The sequence below is a fragment of the Phaeobacter sp. HS011 genome, assembly GCF_018101215.1.
In the GTDB taxonomy this organism is placed as follows: domain Bacteria; phylum Pseudomonadota; class Alphaproteobacteria; order Rhodobacterales; family Rhodobacteraceae; genus Phaeobacter; species Phaeobacter inhibens.
Genome location: NZ_JAGEUF010000005.1, coordinates 157751 through 173116 on the forward strand (window position 1 = coordinate 157751; position 15366 = coordinate 173116).

15 protein-coding genes, 1 tRNA gene, 1 other RNA gene and 1 riboswitch are annotated in these 15366 nt (G+C 60.1%); of the genes, 10 read left to right on the plus strand and 7 right to left on the minus strand.

Translation table 11 applies throughout. The features are described from left to right. Window positions 1–3 precede the first annotated feature (3 nt). Entirely contained in the window at window positions 4–1008 is a 1005-nt protein-coding gene (nudC, locus tag J4721_RS11290; protein WP_211002710.1) for an NAD(+) diphosphatase, read from the minus strand. Between the two features lie 313 nt (window positions 1009–1321). Between nudC and J4721_RS11295 the strand changes: the two genes are divergently transcribed. The 3 genes from J4721_RS11295 (at window position 1322) to J4721_RS11305 (ending at window position 4311) form a co-directional block, all read left to right on the plus strand. After that, complete coding sequence (locus J4721_RS11295; RefSeq protein ID WP_014875903.1) at window positions 1322–3193, plus strand: 5'-nucleotidase C-terminal domain-containing protein; 1872 nt, start codon at window positions 1322–1324, stop codon at window positions 3191–3193. Between the two features lie 89 nt (window positions 3194–3282). After that, window positions 3283–3381: signal recognition particle sRNA small type (gene ffs / locus J4721_RS11300), an RNA gene on the plus strand. Between the two features lie 184 nt (window positions 3382–3565). After that, window positions 3566–3806, plus strand: a riboswitch (cobalamin riboswitch). Between the two features lie 91 nt (window positions 3807–3897). After that, window positions 3898–4311, plus strand: a complete 414-nt coding sequence (locus J4721_RS11305) for a hypothetical protein (protein WP_211002711.1) — start codon at window positions 3898–3900, stop codon at window positions 4309–4311. Between the two features lie 121 nt (window positions 4312–4432). Here J4721_RS11305 and J4721_RS11310 read toward each other — a convergent pair whose 3' ends face one another. Next, window positions 4433–4984, minus strand: a complete 552-nt coding sequence (locus J4721_RS11310) for a protein-tyrosine phosphatase family protein (protein ID WP_061049828.1) — start codon at window positions 4982–4984, stop codon at window positions 4433–4435. A gap of 229 nt (window positions 4985–5213) precedes the next feature. Here J4721_RS11310 and J4721_RS11315 point away from each other — a divergent pair, with 229 nt between their 5' ends. The 4 genes from J4721_RS11315 to recR all read left to right on the plus strand — a co-directional run bounded on the left by J4721_RS11315 (window position 5214) and on the right by recR (window position 8564). After that, window positions 5214–7049 (plus strand): DNA polymerase III subunit gamma/tau, encoded by a 1836-nt coding sequence (locus J4721_RS11315; RefSeq protein ID WP_102914463.1) that lies wholly within the window; start codon window positions 5214–5216, stop codon window positions 7047–7049. Between the two features lie 17 nt (window positions 7050–7066). Then, complete coding sequence (locus J4721_RS11320) at window positions 7067–7441, plus strand: hypothetical protein (protein WP_061049830.1); 375 nt, start codon at window positions 7067–7069, stop codon at window positions 7439–7441. A 10-nt stretch (window positions 7442–7451) separates the two neighbouring features. Next, on the plus strand, window positions 7452–7796 hold the full coding sequence (locus J4721_RS11325) for a YbaB/EbfC family nucleoid-associated protein (RefSeq protein WP_027248612.1): 345 nt from the start codon (window positions 7452–7454) through the stop codon (window positions 7794–7796). 168 nt (window positions 7797–7964) lie between these two features. After that, a complete protein-coding gene (gene recR / locus J4721_RS11330) occupies window positions 7965–8564 on the plus strand; it encodes a recombination mediator RecR (RefSeq protein WP_014875909.1) in 600 nt (199 codons plus the stop codon). A gap of 183 nt (window positions 8565–8747) precedes the next feature. On the opposite strand, the gene J4721_RS11335 is transcribed toward recR, so the two are convergent. Both J4721_RS11335 and J4721_RS11340 read right to left on the minus strand, forming a co-directional pair. After that, window positions 8748–8824, minus strand: a tRNA-Met gene (locus J4721_RS11335). Between the two features lie 255 nt (window positions 8825–9079). Further along, window positions 9080–9853, minus strand: coding sequence for a DUF1013 domain-containing protein (locus tag J4721_RS11340; RefSeq protein ID WP_014875910.1), 774 nt, complete (start codon window positions 9851–9853; stop codon window positions 9080–9082). Between the two features lie 142 nt (window positions 9854–9995). On the opposite strand from J4721_RS11340, the gene J4721_RS11345 reads away from it, so the two are divergent. Together J4721_RS11345 and J4721_RS11350 are read left to right on the plus strand one after the other, a co-directional pair. Next, window positions 9996–10661: a ribonuclease T2 gene (locus J4721_RS11345; protein ID WP_211002712.1), complete on the plus strand. Its 666-nt coding sequence runs from the start codon at window positions 9996–9998 to the stop codon at window positions 10659–10661. A 200-nt stretch (window positions 10662–10861) separates the two neighbouring features. Continuing rightward, a complete protein-coding gene (locus J4721_RS11350; protein WP_211002713.1) occupies window positions 10862–11719 on the plus strand; it encodes a DUF2189 domain-containing protein in 858 nt (285 codons plus the stop codon). Between the two features lie 49 nt (window positions 11720–11768). Here J4721_RS11350 and J4721_RS11355 read toward each other — a convergent pair whose 3' ends face one another. Together J4721_RS11355 and J4721_RS11360 are read right to left on the minus strand one after the other, a co-directional pair. Further along, complete coding sequence (locus J4721_RS11355) at window positions 11769–12761, minus strand: NAD(P)H-quinone oxidoreductase (protein WP_211002714.1); 993 nt, start codon at window positions 12759–12761, stop codon at window positions 11769–11771. Between the two features lie 91 nt (window positions 12762–12852). After that, window positions 12853–13575: a COQ9 family protein gene (locus tag J4721_RS11360; RefSeq protein WP_102873506.1), complete on the minus strand. Its 723-nt coding sequence runs from the start codon at window positions 13573–13575 to the stop codon at window positions 12853–12855. A gap of 240 nt (window positions 13576–13815) precedes the next feature. On the opposite strand from J4721_RS11360, the gene rpsU reads away from it, so the two are divergent. Beyond that, entirely contained in the window at window positions 13816–14022 is a 207-nt protein-coding gene (rpsU, locus tag J4721_RS11365; protein ID WP_005614280.1) for a 30S ribosomal protein S21, read from the plus strand. Window positions 14023–14442: 420 nt separating this feature from the next. Here rpsU and ppk2 read toward each other — a convergent pair whose 3' ends face one another. Then, entirely contained in the window at window positions 14443–15360 is a 918-nt protein-coding gene (gene ppk2 / locus J4721_RS11370) for a polyphosphate kinase 2 (RefSeq protein WP_014875915.1), read from the minus strand. Window positions 15361–15366: the final 6 nt, after the last annotated feature.

The following is a 15366-nucleotide window of genomic DNA, read 5'->3' on the forward strand; positions in this document are numbered from 1 at the left end:
GTCTCAATCCAGTGTATCTGCAAGCCAGTTCTGCAGCAGAAAATGTGCAATTGCGCCCTTGCGAGGCTGGCGAATATCAGGGTGCGTGCCTTCGAATATCGCCATCATATCCTGACGCGAGACCCAGATCGCATCTTCGATCTCTTTAGGATCGATGGTGATCTCACGTCCCAATGCCTCACCCGCGCAACCGAACATCAGCGACATCGGAAACGGCCAGGGCTGACTGGACAGATAGCTGACGGCACCGACCTTCACACCGGTTTCTTCCGCAGTCTCACGTCGCACAGCGGCCTCCAGTGTTTCCCCAGGCTCTACAAAACCGGCGAGGAGGGAGTACATCCCATCGGGCCACCCAGGCGACCGCCCGACCAGCACCGCATCCCCATGCGTAATGAGCATGATGACAACCGGATCAGTGCGTGGAAAATGCGCCGCTCCACAGCTGGGGCAGACCCGCTGCCACCCCCCCTGAGCAATATCGCTTTTGGCGCCACAGCAGGCGCAATACCCATGCGAGTGATGCCAGCCAAACACCGCCCGTGCAGTCGCCGCCAGTTCTGCCTCCTCGCGGCTGAGCTGGGCCATGATGCGTCGCAGCTCAACAAAACCGGTCTCCTGCGGCAGATCCGGATGCCGCTGTTCACTGTTATCCACAAAGGCGCGCAACGCCATATCGTCAAGGTTGTCAGGCTGCCAATCACTGATATCAACCGAGAACCTTGCCCGCCCTGCCGTACAGATCCCGAGGAAGACAGCAGCCACCGCCGCGCCCTTCGCCACGGGATGATCGGACCGGACCCAGGCCAAAGCCACCGGCAGAATCCCCTTATCCGATGCAACGGCGACCTCTGAAGGCAGAGAGCACAATGGCTTTCCGCGCCAGATCAACAGGATACGACAGTCCCCGCCACTCCAGAGCGCAGCCAAAGCCGCGGGATCATCCCGCAGATGCGCGGCCCGGTCCAAACCACTGCCACCAAATGTCACATGTTCTGCCTGTCGCATCGCCCGCCCCGCTCTTTCGTCTGCACACAGATGTGCCACAGCACCTGAATCCGTCAGAGACGCGCAACCTTAAGGTGAAAAGTTGTTTCCTCTGCGCCACAGTGGCCTAGAAATATCCTAACCACTCGCCGTAGGTGAAAGCCGTAAATCCATAGCATCTCAAGAGGAAAGCAACGCGATTGAATAGAATTCTAAGCAATAAGCGGCTTTCGAGTGTCACATTTGATTGCTTCAAAGAGGCAATCAGGCTTGTTAATAAATTGGCAATCAACGCCACCTCGGGAATTACCGTGCGACCTCTAAGAAACGCCACATGACAGGATCGGACCAAGCCGAGGACAGTAAGGTCGGATCCCTGCGCATTCTGGCGACCACTGATCTTCACGCAAACCTGCTCAGTCACGATTACTATTCCGATAAACCTGATCCTGCGCAGGGTCTGTCACGCGTGGCCACGCTGATCGCCCAGGCGCGCCACGAAGCCGCAGACAACGGTGCTGTCACTCTGCTTTTAGACAATGGCGACAGCATTTTCGGAACCCCGATTGCGGAGCGCCCGCTGGAGCTTAGCGATATCCGCCCTGCGCCGGTTGCGCGCGCGTTTGATCTGCTCAGCTACGACGCCATCGGCCTTGGAAATCACGACTTCGATTTCGGGTTGGATCAGTTGCGGCAGGCACTATTGCGGATCAGCTGCCCGGTACTCTGCTCAAACATGCGGGCGCTGGACCCGCAGCTGTCCCTTCCGTTCTGCCAATCCACCGTGCTCGAACGCGCACTCCCGGATACCTCAGGCACACCGCCGCTGCGCATTGGCCTGATCTCAGTTCTGCCGATGCAGACACTCAAATGGGCGGCCCATCAACTTCAAGGTAAAGTCACGATCGACGACATGGTGCAATCCGCACGCGATCATGCCGCTGCCTTACGCGAACAGGGCTGTGACGTCATCGTGGCGCTCGCTCATACCGGGATCGGCGAAGGACACGCAACCTACGGCATTGAAAACGCCCTCCATCAGCTGGCCAATCTTGGCGTGCTGGACGCGATAGTTGGCGGCCACACCCATCTGACATTGCCCGATCCACGCCACCCGGTTTCCGCGCCGGTCGTGATGCCCGGGGCCCATGGCTCACATCTTGGCGTAATCGACTTGCGGATGACGTGGAACTCTGATCGCTGGGCTGTGACCAAGGCCACCTGTACGCTCCGCCCCATCGCCCGACGCAGAACCATCGGCGGCGCTGGCGGCGTACTGACGCCTCTGGTGGACGAAGATCCCGCAATGGTCGCGGCGCTCGCGGAAGATCATGCCGAAACACGGACCCGCATGGCGCAACCTGTGGGACGCACCAGCCAACCGCTGCATTCCTATTTCACTTTTCTCGGCCGCGATCAGGCTCTTGCGCTGGTGGCTTGGGCCCAGGCGGCTGCAGTGCGTCCGGCTCTGACAGATACCGTGGCCAGCAACCTGCCCCTGCTCTCAGCGACGGCCCCCGGCAAATTTGGCGCACGCTCCGGCCCCTCAAATTACACGGATGTACCGATCGGGCAGATGTACATGCGCCATGTCGTCGATATACAGCCTTTCCCGAACGAGTTGCGCACCGTGGTTCTGGATGGCGCCCAGCTGCGCGATTGGCTGGAAATGTCGGCCGGGTTGTTCAATCAGATCGCGCCCGGCACCTTTGGCTCCCCATTGTTGGACGACGATCGGGCCGGCCATAATTTCGATGTCATTTTCGGTGTCCAATACGATATCGATGTCTCCGCACCAGCCCGGTTTGCCAGCGATGGAGAACTCGCAAATCCGGATAGCTACCGGATCCGCAACCTCCGTTGGAAAGGGGCGCCGGTGCGCGACAGTCAGCATTTCGCGGTGGCGGTCAGCAGCTATCGCATCGGTGGCGGCGGTAATTTCGCCATGGCCCAGGCCGCCACGCCGCTGCCGATTCCCCCGTTGCGGGTGAGAGACGCGATCCGCGACTACGTGGCCGGGCGTCTTGATCGTGACCCATTGGAACACGCACCTCCTCCCTGGCGCCTGTTCAGCCATCCCTCCACTGAGGTCGAGATCTTCACCGGGCCCGGAGCCCGCGCCTATCTCACCGATCTTGATCCGTCCCGCCACAGCCTCCATGGCACCACCCCCGACGGGTTTCTAAGGATTGGCGTCAAATTGTGAGATCAGAGCGCGAGATCAACCTCTCTGCTCCTTTCATATTGCGCATCGCACGGGCTTGCCATTCCCCGCCTGCACTCCTATATCGGGGTCGAGAGGTTGGCGCGGGCAAGCGCCTCGCCAACCTGGTCAGATCCGGAAGGAAGCAGCCACAACGAGCCCCGCTTGGGTCGATGTCCAACCTCTCACCTTTCTTTCTTTTACAAGATGACTGGTTCGTGGCCGTGAGCGCAAAGCATCATGCCCGACTAAGAAATGGTCACGCTACACAATATATAGACGCGGCTCGATCGGTAGCGCCAGATATAGCGCCATCATGGATCAATAATTCCGGGTACATCCGGACGAAACGCTTGACGACTCGCCCCTGCCCCCGCTAGCTCTTCAACAGATGGTTCCTGTATCGCCCTTGGGTGGTCAGGATGAAAAGGGAACACGGTGCGAGATGGCAGACCAGCCAGATCAATGCCGCGACTGCCCCCGCAACTGTAAGCGGCGAGCAACCTCGGATTATGCCACTGATGCCAGCGTCCACTCGGACCATGCCGCATTGGGAAGGCCCCGGGGCTGTGACGACCCGCGAGTCAGGAGACCTGCCATCTGATGAGAAACTCGAAACCAGGCGGGGTGTTCTGGCAGCGTTTGCATGTCTGCCAATTGGCCTGCCAGCACTGACCATTCATCCCCTCCTTCGCGCGGAGGGCGCAATGAACTGGACTGATACAACACACCGCTACTCACTCAGCAACTGCCAATATCTGGGGCGCCCCTGCCCTGCGGCAGAACGTATGCTGTCACGCCTGACCACTGCTTTGGGGCAGGCCCGTACGGTCACAACTGATGATTTTGAAATAGCGGGCAATTGTGAACTGACGGCCTGTGACCGACCCTGCCAAGCACGGTTTTCGGCCAGCCACGATCGTATCCGCATCTACTGCGGCATCTCTCCGGAGGCAGATCAGGGCAGTCTTGATCAATTCGCGGACGCGCTTTTTTGCCAGAGTGCGGACAGCCGCCCCATCACCCGTCTGCCGGAATACCCCTGTGGCTTGGCTCAGGCTCTACCCCTGAGACCGCAGCCCGGGCCCGCGCCAACGCCGCTGCAATCCGTACCCGCCTGACAGGCACAAGCAACCTGTCGAAATTGCCTTAAGCGCCGCGCTTGCGCGGCGCCGCATCACGATGAAGCGACACAGACGAAGGTTGGCAACTTGCTGTGGCGCGTTCCGCAGCTGCATTAATTCAGCGTGCGTTGCCGGGAATCCGTCTCGGACCGTAGGCCCAAATCATCTGGGCGTCGGTTTCAATGGCGCAGGGCCGCACCGCGCGCAGTCGCGCCAGCGCCAGATCCGGCCGCTCACCACATTCCGTCATCAGTCGCAGCACAACCATTCCCGACCGGCCACAGCCGCCTCGACAATGCACCAGTACCCGACCACCTCCGACAAGCGCCTTGCGGGCCATATGGCTCGCCTCAGGCCAGCGGCTCAGAATGTCCGGGGGCGGCGTGCTGAAATCAGGAACCGGCAGGTGGATCCATCGGCTGCCAAGGCTCTGCAGATCGCTGCCGAGGCTCTCTGCGCCAACGGCGGCGTGTTCCTCATCCGTGGTCATGGAGATCACCAGTCCGGGCTGCCACTCCCGAATATGCTCTATGTCGGCGTAGTAATCCCCGCTTGCCCCCGGCAGCGGACACAGCGCCAAAATGCCATCCGCCACCGACAGCGCGTGCAACACCAGCGGTCCGCCTTTTTCCGCACTTTTGGTATCGCCACCCTCAGATTCATGCTCCATTGTCAGCCCCCACTGCCAAGTGCGTCGCAAATCCTGCGTTACGATCCCCCCGGATGATCACATCCTTCAATGTAGCGGTCCGCCCGCCGGGCACCTAATGGTTTCTTGATCCACACCGGTGATGAACACCTGCTCCGCTTGGATCTGCATCAGCGGTGGACGCCACGCGCGCGCTTGCCTACTTTACCCGAATACAAACGACCGACCCCCGAATCTGGCACGAGACATCATGAGCGACACAGCAGGCGACACAGCAGGCCAAGCACCGGACCAAGGGTCTGGCCAATATCAGGTTCTGGCCCGCAAATACCGGCCTGAAACTTTCGCCGATCTGGTGGGTCAGGACGCCATGGTGCGGACGCTGAAAAACGCCTTTGCCGCCGATCGGATTGCACAGGCCTTCATCATGACCGGCATTCGCGGCACCGGTAAGACGACCACCGCACGGATCATCGCCAAGGGCATGAACTGCATCGGTGAGGATGGTCAGGGTGGCCCGACTACCGAGCCCTGCGGCAAATGCGAACATTGCACGGCGATCATGGAAGGTCGGCATGTCGATGTAATGGAGATGGACGCCGCCTCGCGCACCGGGGTGGGTGACATCCGCGAAATCATCGATTCGGTGCAGTACCGCGCCGCCTCTGCCCGCTACAAGATCTACATCATCGATGAGGTCCACATGCTGTCGACCTCCGCCTTCAACGCGCTGTTGAAGACGCTGGAGGAACCGCCCGCACATGTGAAATTCATCTTCGCCACCACGGAGATCCGCAAGGTACCAGTGACGGTGCTGTCGCGCTGCCAGCGGTTCGATTTGCGCCGGATTGAGCCGGAGGTGATGATTACCCTGTTGCAAAAAATCGCAGGCGCTGAGAATGCCCAAATCGCCGAGGATGCGCTGGCCCTCATCACCCGCGCCGCCGAGGGGTCGGCCCGTGATGCCACCTCGCTCCTAGATCAGGCGATTTCTCATGGCGCAGGCGAAACAACAGCTGATCAGGTCCGCGCCATGTTGGGACTGGCGGATCGCGGGCGGGTCCTTGATCTCATCGACATGATTCTGCGTGGCGACGCGGCTTCGGCGCTGACCGAACTCAGCGCGCAATATGCCGAGGGAGCCGATCCGCTGGCAGTGCTACGCGATCTTGCTGAAATCACCCATTGGGTGTCGGTGGTGAAGATCACCCCCGATGCCGCCGAAGACCCCACCGTCAGCCCCGATGAGCGCGCCCGTGGCAGCCAGATGGCCGAGGCATTGCCGATGCGGGTGCTGACGCGAATGTGGCAGATGCTGCTGAAAGCGTTGGAAGAGGTCGCCGCCGCGCCCAACGCTATGATGGCGGCCGAGATGGCGGTGATCCGTCTGACACATGTGGCCGACCTGCCGACGCCGGAACAACTGATGCGCACCCTGCAGGATACACCTCGGCCTCCGCCACCCGGCGGGCATATGAATGCGCCGATGGAGAGCTCTGGCGGACCATCTGGCCCCGGCAGCGCAGGCGGCTACGTCCCTCAGCAGGCCGGGCCACAGGGCGGCATGCCGGGCGGTCCCCAAGGCGGGCCAACGATGTCAGCAGGCAATAGACAGGCCACCGCCCTCGCCCCGCAGGCGGACAGCGCGCTTGCGCGCTATCCCAGCTTTGAGCATGTAATTGAACTGATCCGGGTGAAACGCGACGGTCTGCTGCTGGAATATGTAAAAACCTATCTGCGCCTGGTGTCCTATCAGCCGGGCCGAATCACCATCCAGCCAACGGATGACGCGCCCAAGGATCTCGCCGCCCGTTTGGGCCAGCAGTTGCAGACCTGGACCCATGCCCGTTGGGTGATTTCCCTCGCCAATGAGGGCGGCGGCGAAACCATCACTGAGCGTGAAAACGCCGCAGAGAACGCCCTGCGAGCGGAAGCCAGCACCCACCCGATGGTACAGGCGGTCCTTGAGAGCTTCCCCAAGGCAAAGATCAGACACATCCGTACAGCAGAAGATCTCGCCGCCGAAGTCGAGGCGGAAGCCCTGCCAGAGGTCGAGGACGAATGGGATCCCTTCGAGGAAGAGTGACTTGGACCATAGGCTTCATGGCGACACTATTTCCCGCCGCAGCAATTGCAGAAGTCTGTGATAAGGAACGACCGTTTTGGAAACCAAGTGATGGTCCGGCCACCGCCTGGGATGAGTTGATTGGCCTCTCCACCCTGCCCGTGTCCCTCGCGTTGCTTGCCCTTGCGGGCATCGCTCTGACCACACGAAACCGCGCGACCTTCGCAATCGCCGCCGTACTCTGGGCCGGGATCGCCTTTGTCGTTGCGGTTGACCGGTACGAAAACGCGCTTGATTATGTGGAAACCTACGCCCTTGCTGAAGGCTGTCTGGGACCACCCCACTTGTTCATCGGCCTCGCAGTTGCGATATGTGCAGTGATGACTTACGGCGCGCTGCGCCCTCGCACTTAGGAGAAAACAGATGCTCAAAGGCCTCGGCGGTCTTGGCGATATGGCCAAGATGATGAAATCGGCACAGGAACTGCAAACCAAGATGGCGCAGATGCAGGAAGACCTGCACAATGTCATGGTCACCGGCGAAGCAGGCGCAGGTCTGGTGAAGGCAACCGCCTCGGCCAAGGGCGATCTGAAGGCGCTGGATATCGACCCGTCGATCTTCAACGGCGACGACAAGGAAGTGGTCGAAGACCTGATCCTCGCCGCGATCAAGGATGCCCAGGCCAAAGCCGCCGAAAAGGCGCAGGAAGAAATGGCCAGCCTGACCGAAAGCATGGGCCTGCCCAAGGACATTAAACTGCCATTCTGATACGCCCGGCCTCACGGACAGGATAAGGCGGCCTCGGTGCCGCCTTTTCTTTTACCCATCTCGTGCCCAGCTGCGGTGTAAAACAAAACCTGAACAGCTGCCCTGCCCCCCTTGTACTCGGAGGTCGCAATCAGCCTATATAGCGGGGCAAAGAAGGGCGTTTTAGGCATGATCAAGAACTCAACCACCGACATCGAAGACCTGATTGCCCTGATGGCCAAACTGCCGGGGCTGGGGCCGCGCTCTGCCCGCCGGGCGGTCCTGCACCTGATCCGCAAACGCGCCCTGCTGCTGACCCCATTGGCCGAGACCATGAGCGAGGTGGCCGCCACCGCGCGGGAATGCCTCAACTGTGGCAATGTCGGCACCGGTGATCTCTGCACCATCTGCGAGGATATGACCCGTGCGAACGGCGAACTCTGCGTGGTGGAGGATGTTTCCGACCTCTGGGCCATGGAACGTGCGGCCGTCTTCAAGGGCCGCTATCACGTGTTGGGCGGAACGCTCTCCGCCTTGGACGCGGTCGGCCCGGAGGATCTGCGCATTCCCCGTCTGGTGGACCGGGTGCAGGCCGAACAGGTCAGCGAGGTCATACTGGCGCTCAACGCCACAATCGACGGCCAGACGACGGCACATTACATCGCGGATCAGCTCAGCGGACAAGTCCGCCTGACGTCGCTGGCGCAGGGGGTGCCTATTGGCGGAGAGCTCGACTACCTCGACGAGGGCACCATCACAGCCGCCCTGCGTGCCCGCAAGGACATCTGACTGTCACGACATCTGGCAGAGGCAAGGTCTGCTCGGCCTTATCCACAGCACCCGACAAACAGGCAATATCAGGCCTGAACAAAGCCCTGTTGCAGCATCGATAGCGCAAAGAAATTCAGATGTTCGGGCAGTAGTTTTCCCGGCAATCCGCCAGTGGTCGAGTCTATATTTTCAAGAGAAGAATGGTGGCGTGGGGGAGACTCGAACTCCCGACCTAACGATTATGAGTCGTTCGCTCTAACCAACTGAGCTACCGCGCCGTCGGGGTGCGAGGTACGCCAGCCACGCCCGCACGTCAAGGCGGAAAAGTCAGAAAAATGCAGGGATCGGCATCGAAAGGCGAATTTTTTGTGACGGTCAATCAATCGACCTCCCCGCACCTCATCCTGCCTCGTAAAGTCACCGTGGCAGCATCGCCGACTTCTGTGACTTCCAGACGCAAAAAGACCACGGAACGCAGCACGCACCGTGGTCTTTTCTATCTGACATACCGCCATCCCCGCGGCCGGTAGATCTTAGAAACGGGGATCGATGTTATCCTCGTCATCATCCTCATCGTCACCACCGGCAGGCAGGTTGAAGAAGCTGTCGGCATCCACAACAGTCTCTTCCTCGGCCGCTTCGGGCTTGTCGTTGCCACCCAGGGTGAAGGTTTCGAGACCTTCGATCGCAGACGGCATGCGTGGCTCCGCGTCCATTTCCAGCGATTGTTCAGTCGACACCAGCTTGCGACGCTCATCATCGCTCATCACGCCACCTTCGGCAGCCTTCTTGGCAGCAGCCTTCTGGACGGCGGCATCCAGCTCGGACTGTTTGCAGAGGCCCAGAGCAACCGGGTCAATCGGCTGGATATTGGCAATATTCCAATGGGTCCGCTCACGGATCGCCTGAATGGTCGGTTTGGTGGTGCCCACCAGTTTCGACACCTGACCGTCCGACAACTCAGGGTGAAACTTCACCAGCCAGTAGATCGAGGCCGGGCGGTCCTGGCGCTTCGACAGCGGGGTATAGCGCGGGCCACGGCGTTTTTCTTCGCCAGCAGCAGCCGGATTGAACTTCAGCTTCAGCTTATGCAGCGGATTTTTCTCGGCCTTGTCGACCTCTTCCTGCGTCAGCTGGTTATTGGCGACCGGGTCGAACCCCTTGACGCCCGCAGCCACATCGCCATCTGCAATGCCCTGGATTTCCAGCTCGTGCATGCCGACAAAATCGGCGATCTGTTTGAAGCTGATCGTGGTATTGTCCACCAGCCACACGGCGGTCGCCTTGGCCATCAACGGTTTTGCCATGCGCTCATCTCCTTAATAACACGGTTGTCCCAGATACATCTTTCCCGTCGCCTGAAAGAGGCTTCCCCGATTTGGGGCGGTTTCCGTTGTCGGGGAACTTCAGTTCTATATAGTCGCGATGTTTCTATAAGGAAAGAGGCGAATGCGCGGGATCAGACAGGCCCTGATGGCGGCCCTTATTGCAGTAACGGGCGTTGGCGTGGCCCTGCCGGGTCAGGTCCGTGCCGAAGGCGAGATTGCAGGTGAATTCGACTACTATTTGCTCAGCCTCAGCTGGTCGCCAAACTGGTGCGTGCTGGAGGGGGATGCCAAACGGTCCGAGCAATGCGACGCCCGACATGATCACGGCTGGACATTGCATGGTCTGTGGCCTCAGTTCCACCGCGGCTGGCCGAGCTACTGCCGCACCGCCGAGGCCCCACCCAGCCGGGCCATGAGCCGGGAAATGACGGACATTATGGGCAGCGCCGGCCTCGCTTGGCACCAGTGGAAAAAACACGGCACCTGCGCTGGCCTCTCCGCGCAGGCATATTTCGCACTCTCCCGGCAGGCCTATGCGCAGATCAAACGTCCCGTCGCCTTCCGTAAACTGCAGCAGTCGGTGACCCTGCCTGCCAGTTTGGTCGAGCAGGCTTTTTTGCAGGACAATCCTGACTTGGCCCCCAACACGCTGACCATCACCTGCCGCGACGGTCACATTCAGGAGGCGCGTGTCTGTTTGTCCCGCGACCTGAAACCGGTCCCCTGTGGCCGCGACGTGATCCGTGATTGCACGCAGAAAAATGCAGTATTTGAGCCGATCCGGTAAAGATCACCCCCGGCACCTGGCGACAGCCTCGGCCCACCGACCAGTCCCGGATGCCCCTCGCGCCATAGTGACCCGTTTTGCGCTGCTTTTGTGATACCCTGCGGATACGCACCGGCTTGGGGCGTCACTGATCCGGACTTGTCACGCCCGCCTCCACCTGCCCCCTCGGTGCGCCCTACGCTAATCCGAGAGGAAGGATCATGGAACGTACGATCGGAAATCCCATCAGCTGGCTGGCCAAATCCCTTGGCCTGACCGGCTCTCACGTCTCTGCATCGGTGGATCATCTAGGCAGCGACAAGACTGGCGACATGCCGCGCGTGCTGCAACTGGACATCGCGGATCTGGGCGCTGCCTTGCGCGCGGGCTGGCAGGATTTCACCGCCTGCCGTTCCGATGCCATGGCGCTCGTCTTTCTTTATCCGCTGATTGGCGTTGCCCTGGTGGTTCTCAGCCTGTCGATGAACCTGTTGCCATTGGTGTTCCCGCTGGTTCTGGGCTTTGCGCTGATCGGACCTGTGGCCGCTGTCGGGCTATATGAAATGTCATCGCGCCGCGAGGCCGGGTTCACCCCGCACTGGATGGACGCCTTTGCGGTGCTGCGGTCTCCCGCGTTCCTGTCGATCCTGATGCTGGGCTTGTATCTCGCCGCGCTCTGCATTCTGTGGCTGACGATGGCTGCGGCAATCTACAACCGCACCCTTGGCCCTGAGGCGCCGCAGTCGGCAATGCGCTTCATAGAGGATATTTTCACCACCGCCCCCGGATGGGCAATGCTGGTGATCGGGAGCGCAGTGGGCGCCGCCTTCGCGTTTGCCGCGCTGGCCGTCAGCCTCGTGTCTTTTCCGCTGTTGTTGGACCGCCATGTCGGCCTTCCCATCGCAGTCGCCACATCCCTGCGAGTCGTGCGCCAGAATCTTGTGGTCTCGCTGCTTTGGGGCGTCATCGTCACCGCCTTACTCATTCTTGGTGCGATGCCGATGTTTGCGGGCATGATCGTGGTCGTTCCGGTCTTGGGACACGCCACCTGGCATCTCTATCGTCGTGCCGTTGCATGACACGTGCCAGCGACAACCGCGCCGGCACGATCAGCCCGCGCGGCGGTGCCTAGCCCTCGCCGCCAACCTCCAGAACAATCTTGCCGATATGAGCGGAGCTTTCCATCCGTGCATGGGCCGCCGCCGCCTCTTCCAGGGCAAAGGTCTGGTCCATCACCGGCGCAAACTTCCCCGCCTCGATAAGTGGCCAGACGACTTCGCGCAGATCCTGGGCAATCTGCGCTTTGGCCAGATCGCTCTGCGGGCGCAGGGTTGAACCGGTCAGCGTCAACCGCCGCGCCATGATCTGAGCAAAGTTCAACTCCACCTTCGGACCCGACAGAAACGCGATGTGGACCATGCGGCCATCATCCGCGAGCGCACGCACGTTGCGCGGAATATAGTCGCCACCCACCATGTCCAGAATTAGATTGGCACCACCTTCGGTCTTCAATACCTCTACAAAATCCTCGTTCCGGTAATTGATCGCCCGCTCGGCCCCCAGTTTCAGGCAGGCCGCACATTTCTCATCTGATCCAGCGGTCGTGAACACCCGCGCGCCCAGCTGCGAGGCAAGCTGGATCGCGGTTGTTCCGATACCGGATGACCCTCCGTGAACAAGAAACCGCTCCCCGGCCTGCAGGCCGCCGCGGGTAAACACATTGGACCAAACGGTGAAACAGGTCTCCGGCAGGCAGGCTGCCTGCTTCATCGACAGGCCCGCAGGTACCGGCAGGCAATGCGCCGCTGGCGTCGCGACATATTCAGCATAGCCGCCGCCCGGCAGTAGCGCACAGACCCGGTCGCCCACAATCAGCTCGCTGACCCCAGCGCCGATGGCGACCACCTCGCCCGAAGCCTCCAGCCCCGGAAGATCGCTGGCTGTGGGAGGTGGTGCATATTTGCCGGCACGTTGCAGCGCATCGGGGCGATTGACGCCTGCATAAGCGACTTTCAGAACCACCTGCCCATGCCCGGGTGACGGTACCGGGCGTTGACAGGCCTGCAGAACACTTGGCCCACCGGGCTCCTGGATCTCAATCGCGCGCATCATTTCGGTCATTGGCATTCCTCCGCTGTTGTCACTGCCTAGCAAAGGACGCCTACCTGTCATAGGTCCCGCACCACCACGGATCGCTGAAACGTTGCGCGCCTCAGCGTCGCGGCGCGGACCAGCTGCCTGGCAGGTCATCGCGGGTGCTCGGCGCCTTGATCTGCTGCGCAAGCCAATTCGGCCCCACCAGCAATGGTTTCAGCAACGGATTGGACTGTACCTGCGCCTTCAGCTTTTCAAACTGCATAACGTTGTCGATCCGACGATCCAGAAACTCCCAGCTCGCTTGATGCTCCAGACTGTCATCCCCCAACCAATACAGAACAGTCGCGGAATAGACCCCGGCAAGCGAGCCGCGTTTGGTGTACCAGTTGATATCCTCAGATCCGTCGCCCAAGGCGTTCCAGATCGCGTCCACCGTGCCCCAGATCAACCGAACCCCGTCGCCAGCGTATTGCGGTAAGGAAAACAGTGTGGTGCCGCGACGCACGGCTTCCTTGTCATCAACGACTTCCAGTCTCAGCCGCACAGCACGTGCAATCTTGTCGCGAAACCGCAGGCCAGTCATGTCCTCCTCCGCCAAACGGTCAAGCATCAGCTGATCGCCGCGTTTGTGAAAAGCAACGGCCAGATCCACGGCCCCACGCGGACACAGCGCCTCGGCCAGCGCGGGTGTAATCCCCGCATCCTCGACAGCCGCCGCAAACGTCTGCGCGCTCCAGCCATCAAAGGGCACATGCAACAGTGCCGCATCCAGCAGCTGCCCGATGATATCTCCCGCCTCAGGCTCAGCGCGTGGGTCGGTGTGATCCTCAATCGTCATGGTCTCGCCTTCCGAAATTTCACGTCTTACTAAGTGCAATCGCATCTGTGTGACACCGGATATCTAATGTCACATCGGCAAAATCCACCGGGCCAATCGTCTCACTGGCTCGGCCCTGTCAATCAACCCTGTGACCCTAACCGCCGACTGGCCCGGTACTGGACAAGCTAGTACGACCTTGCTATATGGCCACTTCCTGCAAATCCTTGCAACTCAACTTAGAAAGGTGGTGAAAACCACATGCAGGTTAGTGTTCGCGACAACAACGTCGATCAGGCGCTCCGTGCCCTGAAGAAAAAGCTGCAGCGTGAAGGCGTCTTCCGTGAAATGAAGCTCAAGCAACATTTCGAGAAGCCGTCCGAGAAAAAAGCGCGCGAGAAAGCTGAAGCGATTCGCCGTGCCCGTAAACTGGCACGTAAGAAAGCACAGCGCGAAGGCCTCCTCTGAGTCCTTTGTCCGCAGTTCTGGACGCAAAATGACGACCCCCGAGGCTCAGCCGCGGGGGTTTGTCGTTTTTGGCCTCCCCATAAATAGCGAGTGCGACAATCCGCCACCTATAAACTTAATATTTTATCGAAAATTACACGCAATGCGTGTGTTCGTTTTGAACAAACTGCGCTAGTGTGGTTAATGCACGGGCAGGCTGACGCGTTTCCCCAGCAGCTGCCCGCTCCATCGGATTTGGAACACCCGATGGTCTAACCCGGAGCAGGCAGCGTCTCCCCCCCATCAGGCGCTTGTCTTACCCCCTTACAACCAAGGCATTTGCCGCTCCGGGTTCCTTCTTCCCAGCCTCATCCGCGCGAAGAAAAAATCAGCACGGCACATGTACGCCCGATCCCGGTGAGGTCGCCACGTCAGCTTTGGTTAGTAAATCTTGGGCACATAGAGATCATCAGGCAGCACCCTGCGCTCGTAGTCGGGTTTGTATTCGCGATCCGGAAGCGACACACGCTCACTCGGCACATCGCAATAGGGGATCTTGGTCAGGAGGTGCTCGATACAATTCAGCCGCTCGCGCTTCTTGTCGTTCCCTTCAACGATATACCAGGGCGCTTCGGGAATATTGGTGCGCTCGAACATGTCCTCTTTTGCCTTGGTATACTGCTCCCAGCGGATGCGGCTTTCCAGATCCATCGGCGACAGTTTCCACTGCTTCATCGGGTCATGGATCCGCATAAGGAACCGCAGCTGCTGCTCTTCATCGGTGATGGAGAACCAATATTTCAGCAGGATAATCCCGGACCGCACCAGCATCCGCTCAAACTCTGGAACGTCCTGAAAAAATTGTTCGACCTGATCATCGCTGGCAAAACCCATCACCCGCTCTACCCCCGCCCGATTGTACCAGGATCGGTCAAAAAGCACGATTTCGCCCGCCGCCGGCAGATAGGGGACGTAGCGCTGAAAATACCACTGGCTCTGCTCACGGCGACTGGGCGCAGGCAGCGCCACCACCCGCGCCACACGAGGATTGAGGCGCTGGGTGATCCGCTTAATCACGCCGCCCTTACCGGCACTGTCGCGGCCTTCAAACAGGATACAAACCTTGGCCCCGGTGTGTTGAACCCAATCCTGAACCTTGATCAGCTCCGCCTGCAGCCGCAGCAGGTTGCGAAAATAGACCTTGCGATCCAGCATCTCCGGATGCTGCGAGCGATAGATCTTGCGCAGCTCCATCGACAGCATCGGCTCGGCGAATTCGATCTCGAAATCCTCGTCCAGCGTGTCCTGAAGTTCGGCGTCCAGCCAGTCAAAAGAATCAGGGTCATGGTCGCTGGTCACGCTAAG

Bases quoted from the DNA above. Each gene is read 5' to 3' on its own strand.
- nudC (WP_211002710.1), bottom strand. From the start codon at position 1,008: ATGCGACAGGCAGAACATGTGACATTTGGTGGCAGTGGTTTGGACCGG.
- J4721_RS11295 (WP_014875903.1), top strand. From the start codon at position 1,322: ATGACAGGATCGGACCAAGCCGAGGACAGTAAGGTCGGATCCCTGCGC.
- J4721_RS11305 (WP_211002711.1), top strand. From the start codon at position 3,898: ATGAACTGGACTGATACAACACACCGCTACTCACTCAGCAACTGCCAA.
- J4721_RS11310 (WP_061049828.1), bottom strand. From the start codon at position 4,984: ATGGAGCATGAATCTGAGGGTGGCGATACCAAAAGTGCGGAAAAAGGC.
- J4721_RS11315 (WP_102914463.1), top strand. From the start codon at position 5,214: ATGAGCGACACAGCAGGCGACACAGCAGGCCAAGCACCGGACCAAGGG.
- J4721_RS11320 (WP_061049830.1), top strand. From the start codon at position 7,067: ATGGCGACACTATTTCCCGCCGCAGCAATTGCAGAAGTCTGTGATAAG.
- J4721_RS11325 (WP_027248612.1), top strand. From the start codon at position 7,452: ATGCTCAAAGGCCTCGGCGGTCTTGGCGATATGGCCAAGATGATGAAA.
- recR (WP_014875909.1), top strand. From the start codon at position 7,965: ATGATCAAGAACTCAACCACCGACATCGAAGACCTGATTGCCCTGATG.
- J4721_RS11340 (WP_014875910.1), bottom strand. From the start codon at position 9,853: ATGGCAAAACCGTTGATGGCCAAGGCGACCGCCGTGTGGCTGGTGGAC.
- J4721_RS11345 (WP_211002712.1), top strand. From the start codon at position 9,996: ATGCGCGGGATCAGACAGGCCCTGATGGCGGCCCTTATTGCAGTAACG.
- J4721_RS11350 (WP_211002713.1), top strand. From the start codon at position 10,862: ATGGAACGTACGATCGGAAATCCCATCAGCTGGCTGGCCAAATCCCTT.
- J4721_RS11355 (WP_211002714.1), bottom strand. From the start codon at position 12,761: ATGACCGAAATGATGCGCGCGATTGAGATCCAGGAGCCCGGTGGGCCA.
- J4721_RS11360 (WP_102873506.1), bottom strand. From the start codon at position 13,575: ATGACGATTGAGGATCACACCGACCCACGCGCTGAGCCTGAGGCGGGA.
- rpsU (WP_005614280.1), top strand. From the start codon at position 13,816: ATGCAGGTTAGTGTTCGCGACAACAACGTCGATCAGGCGCTCCGTGCC.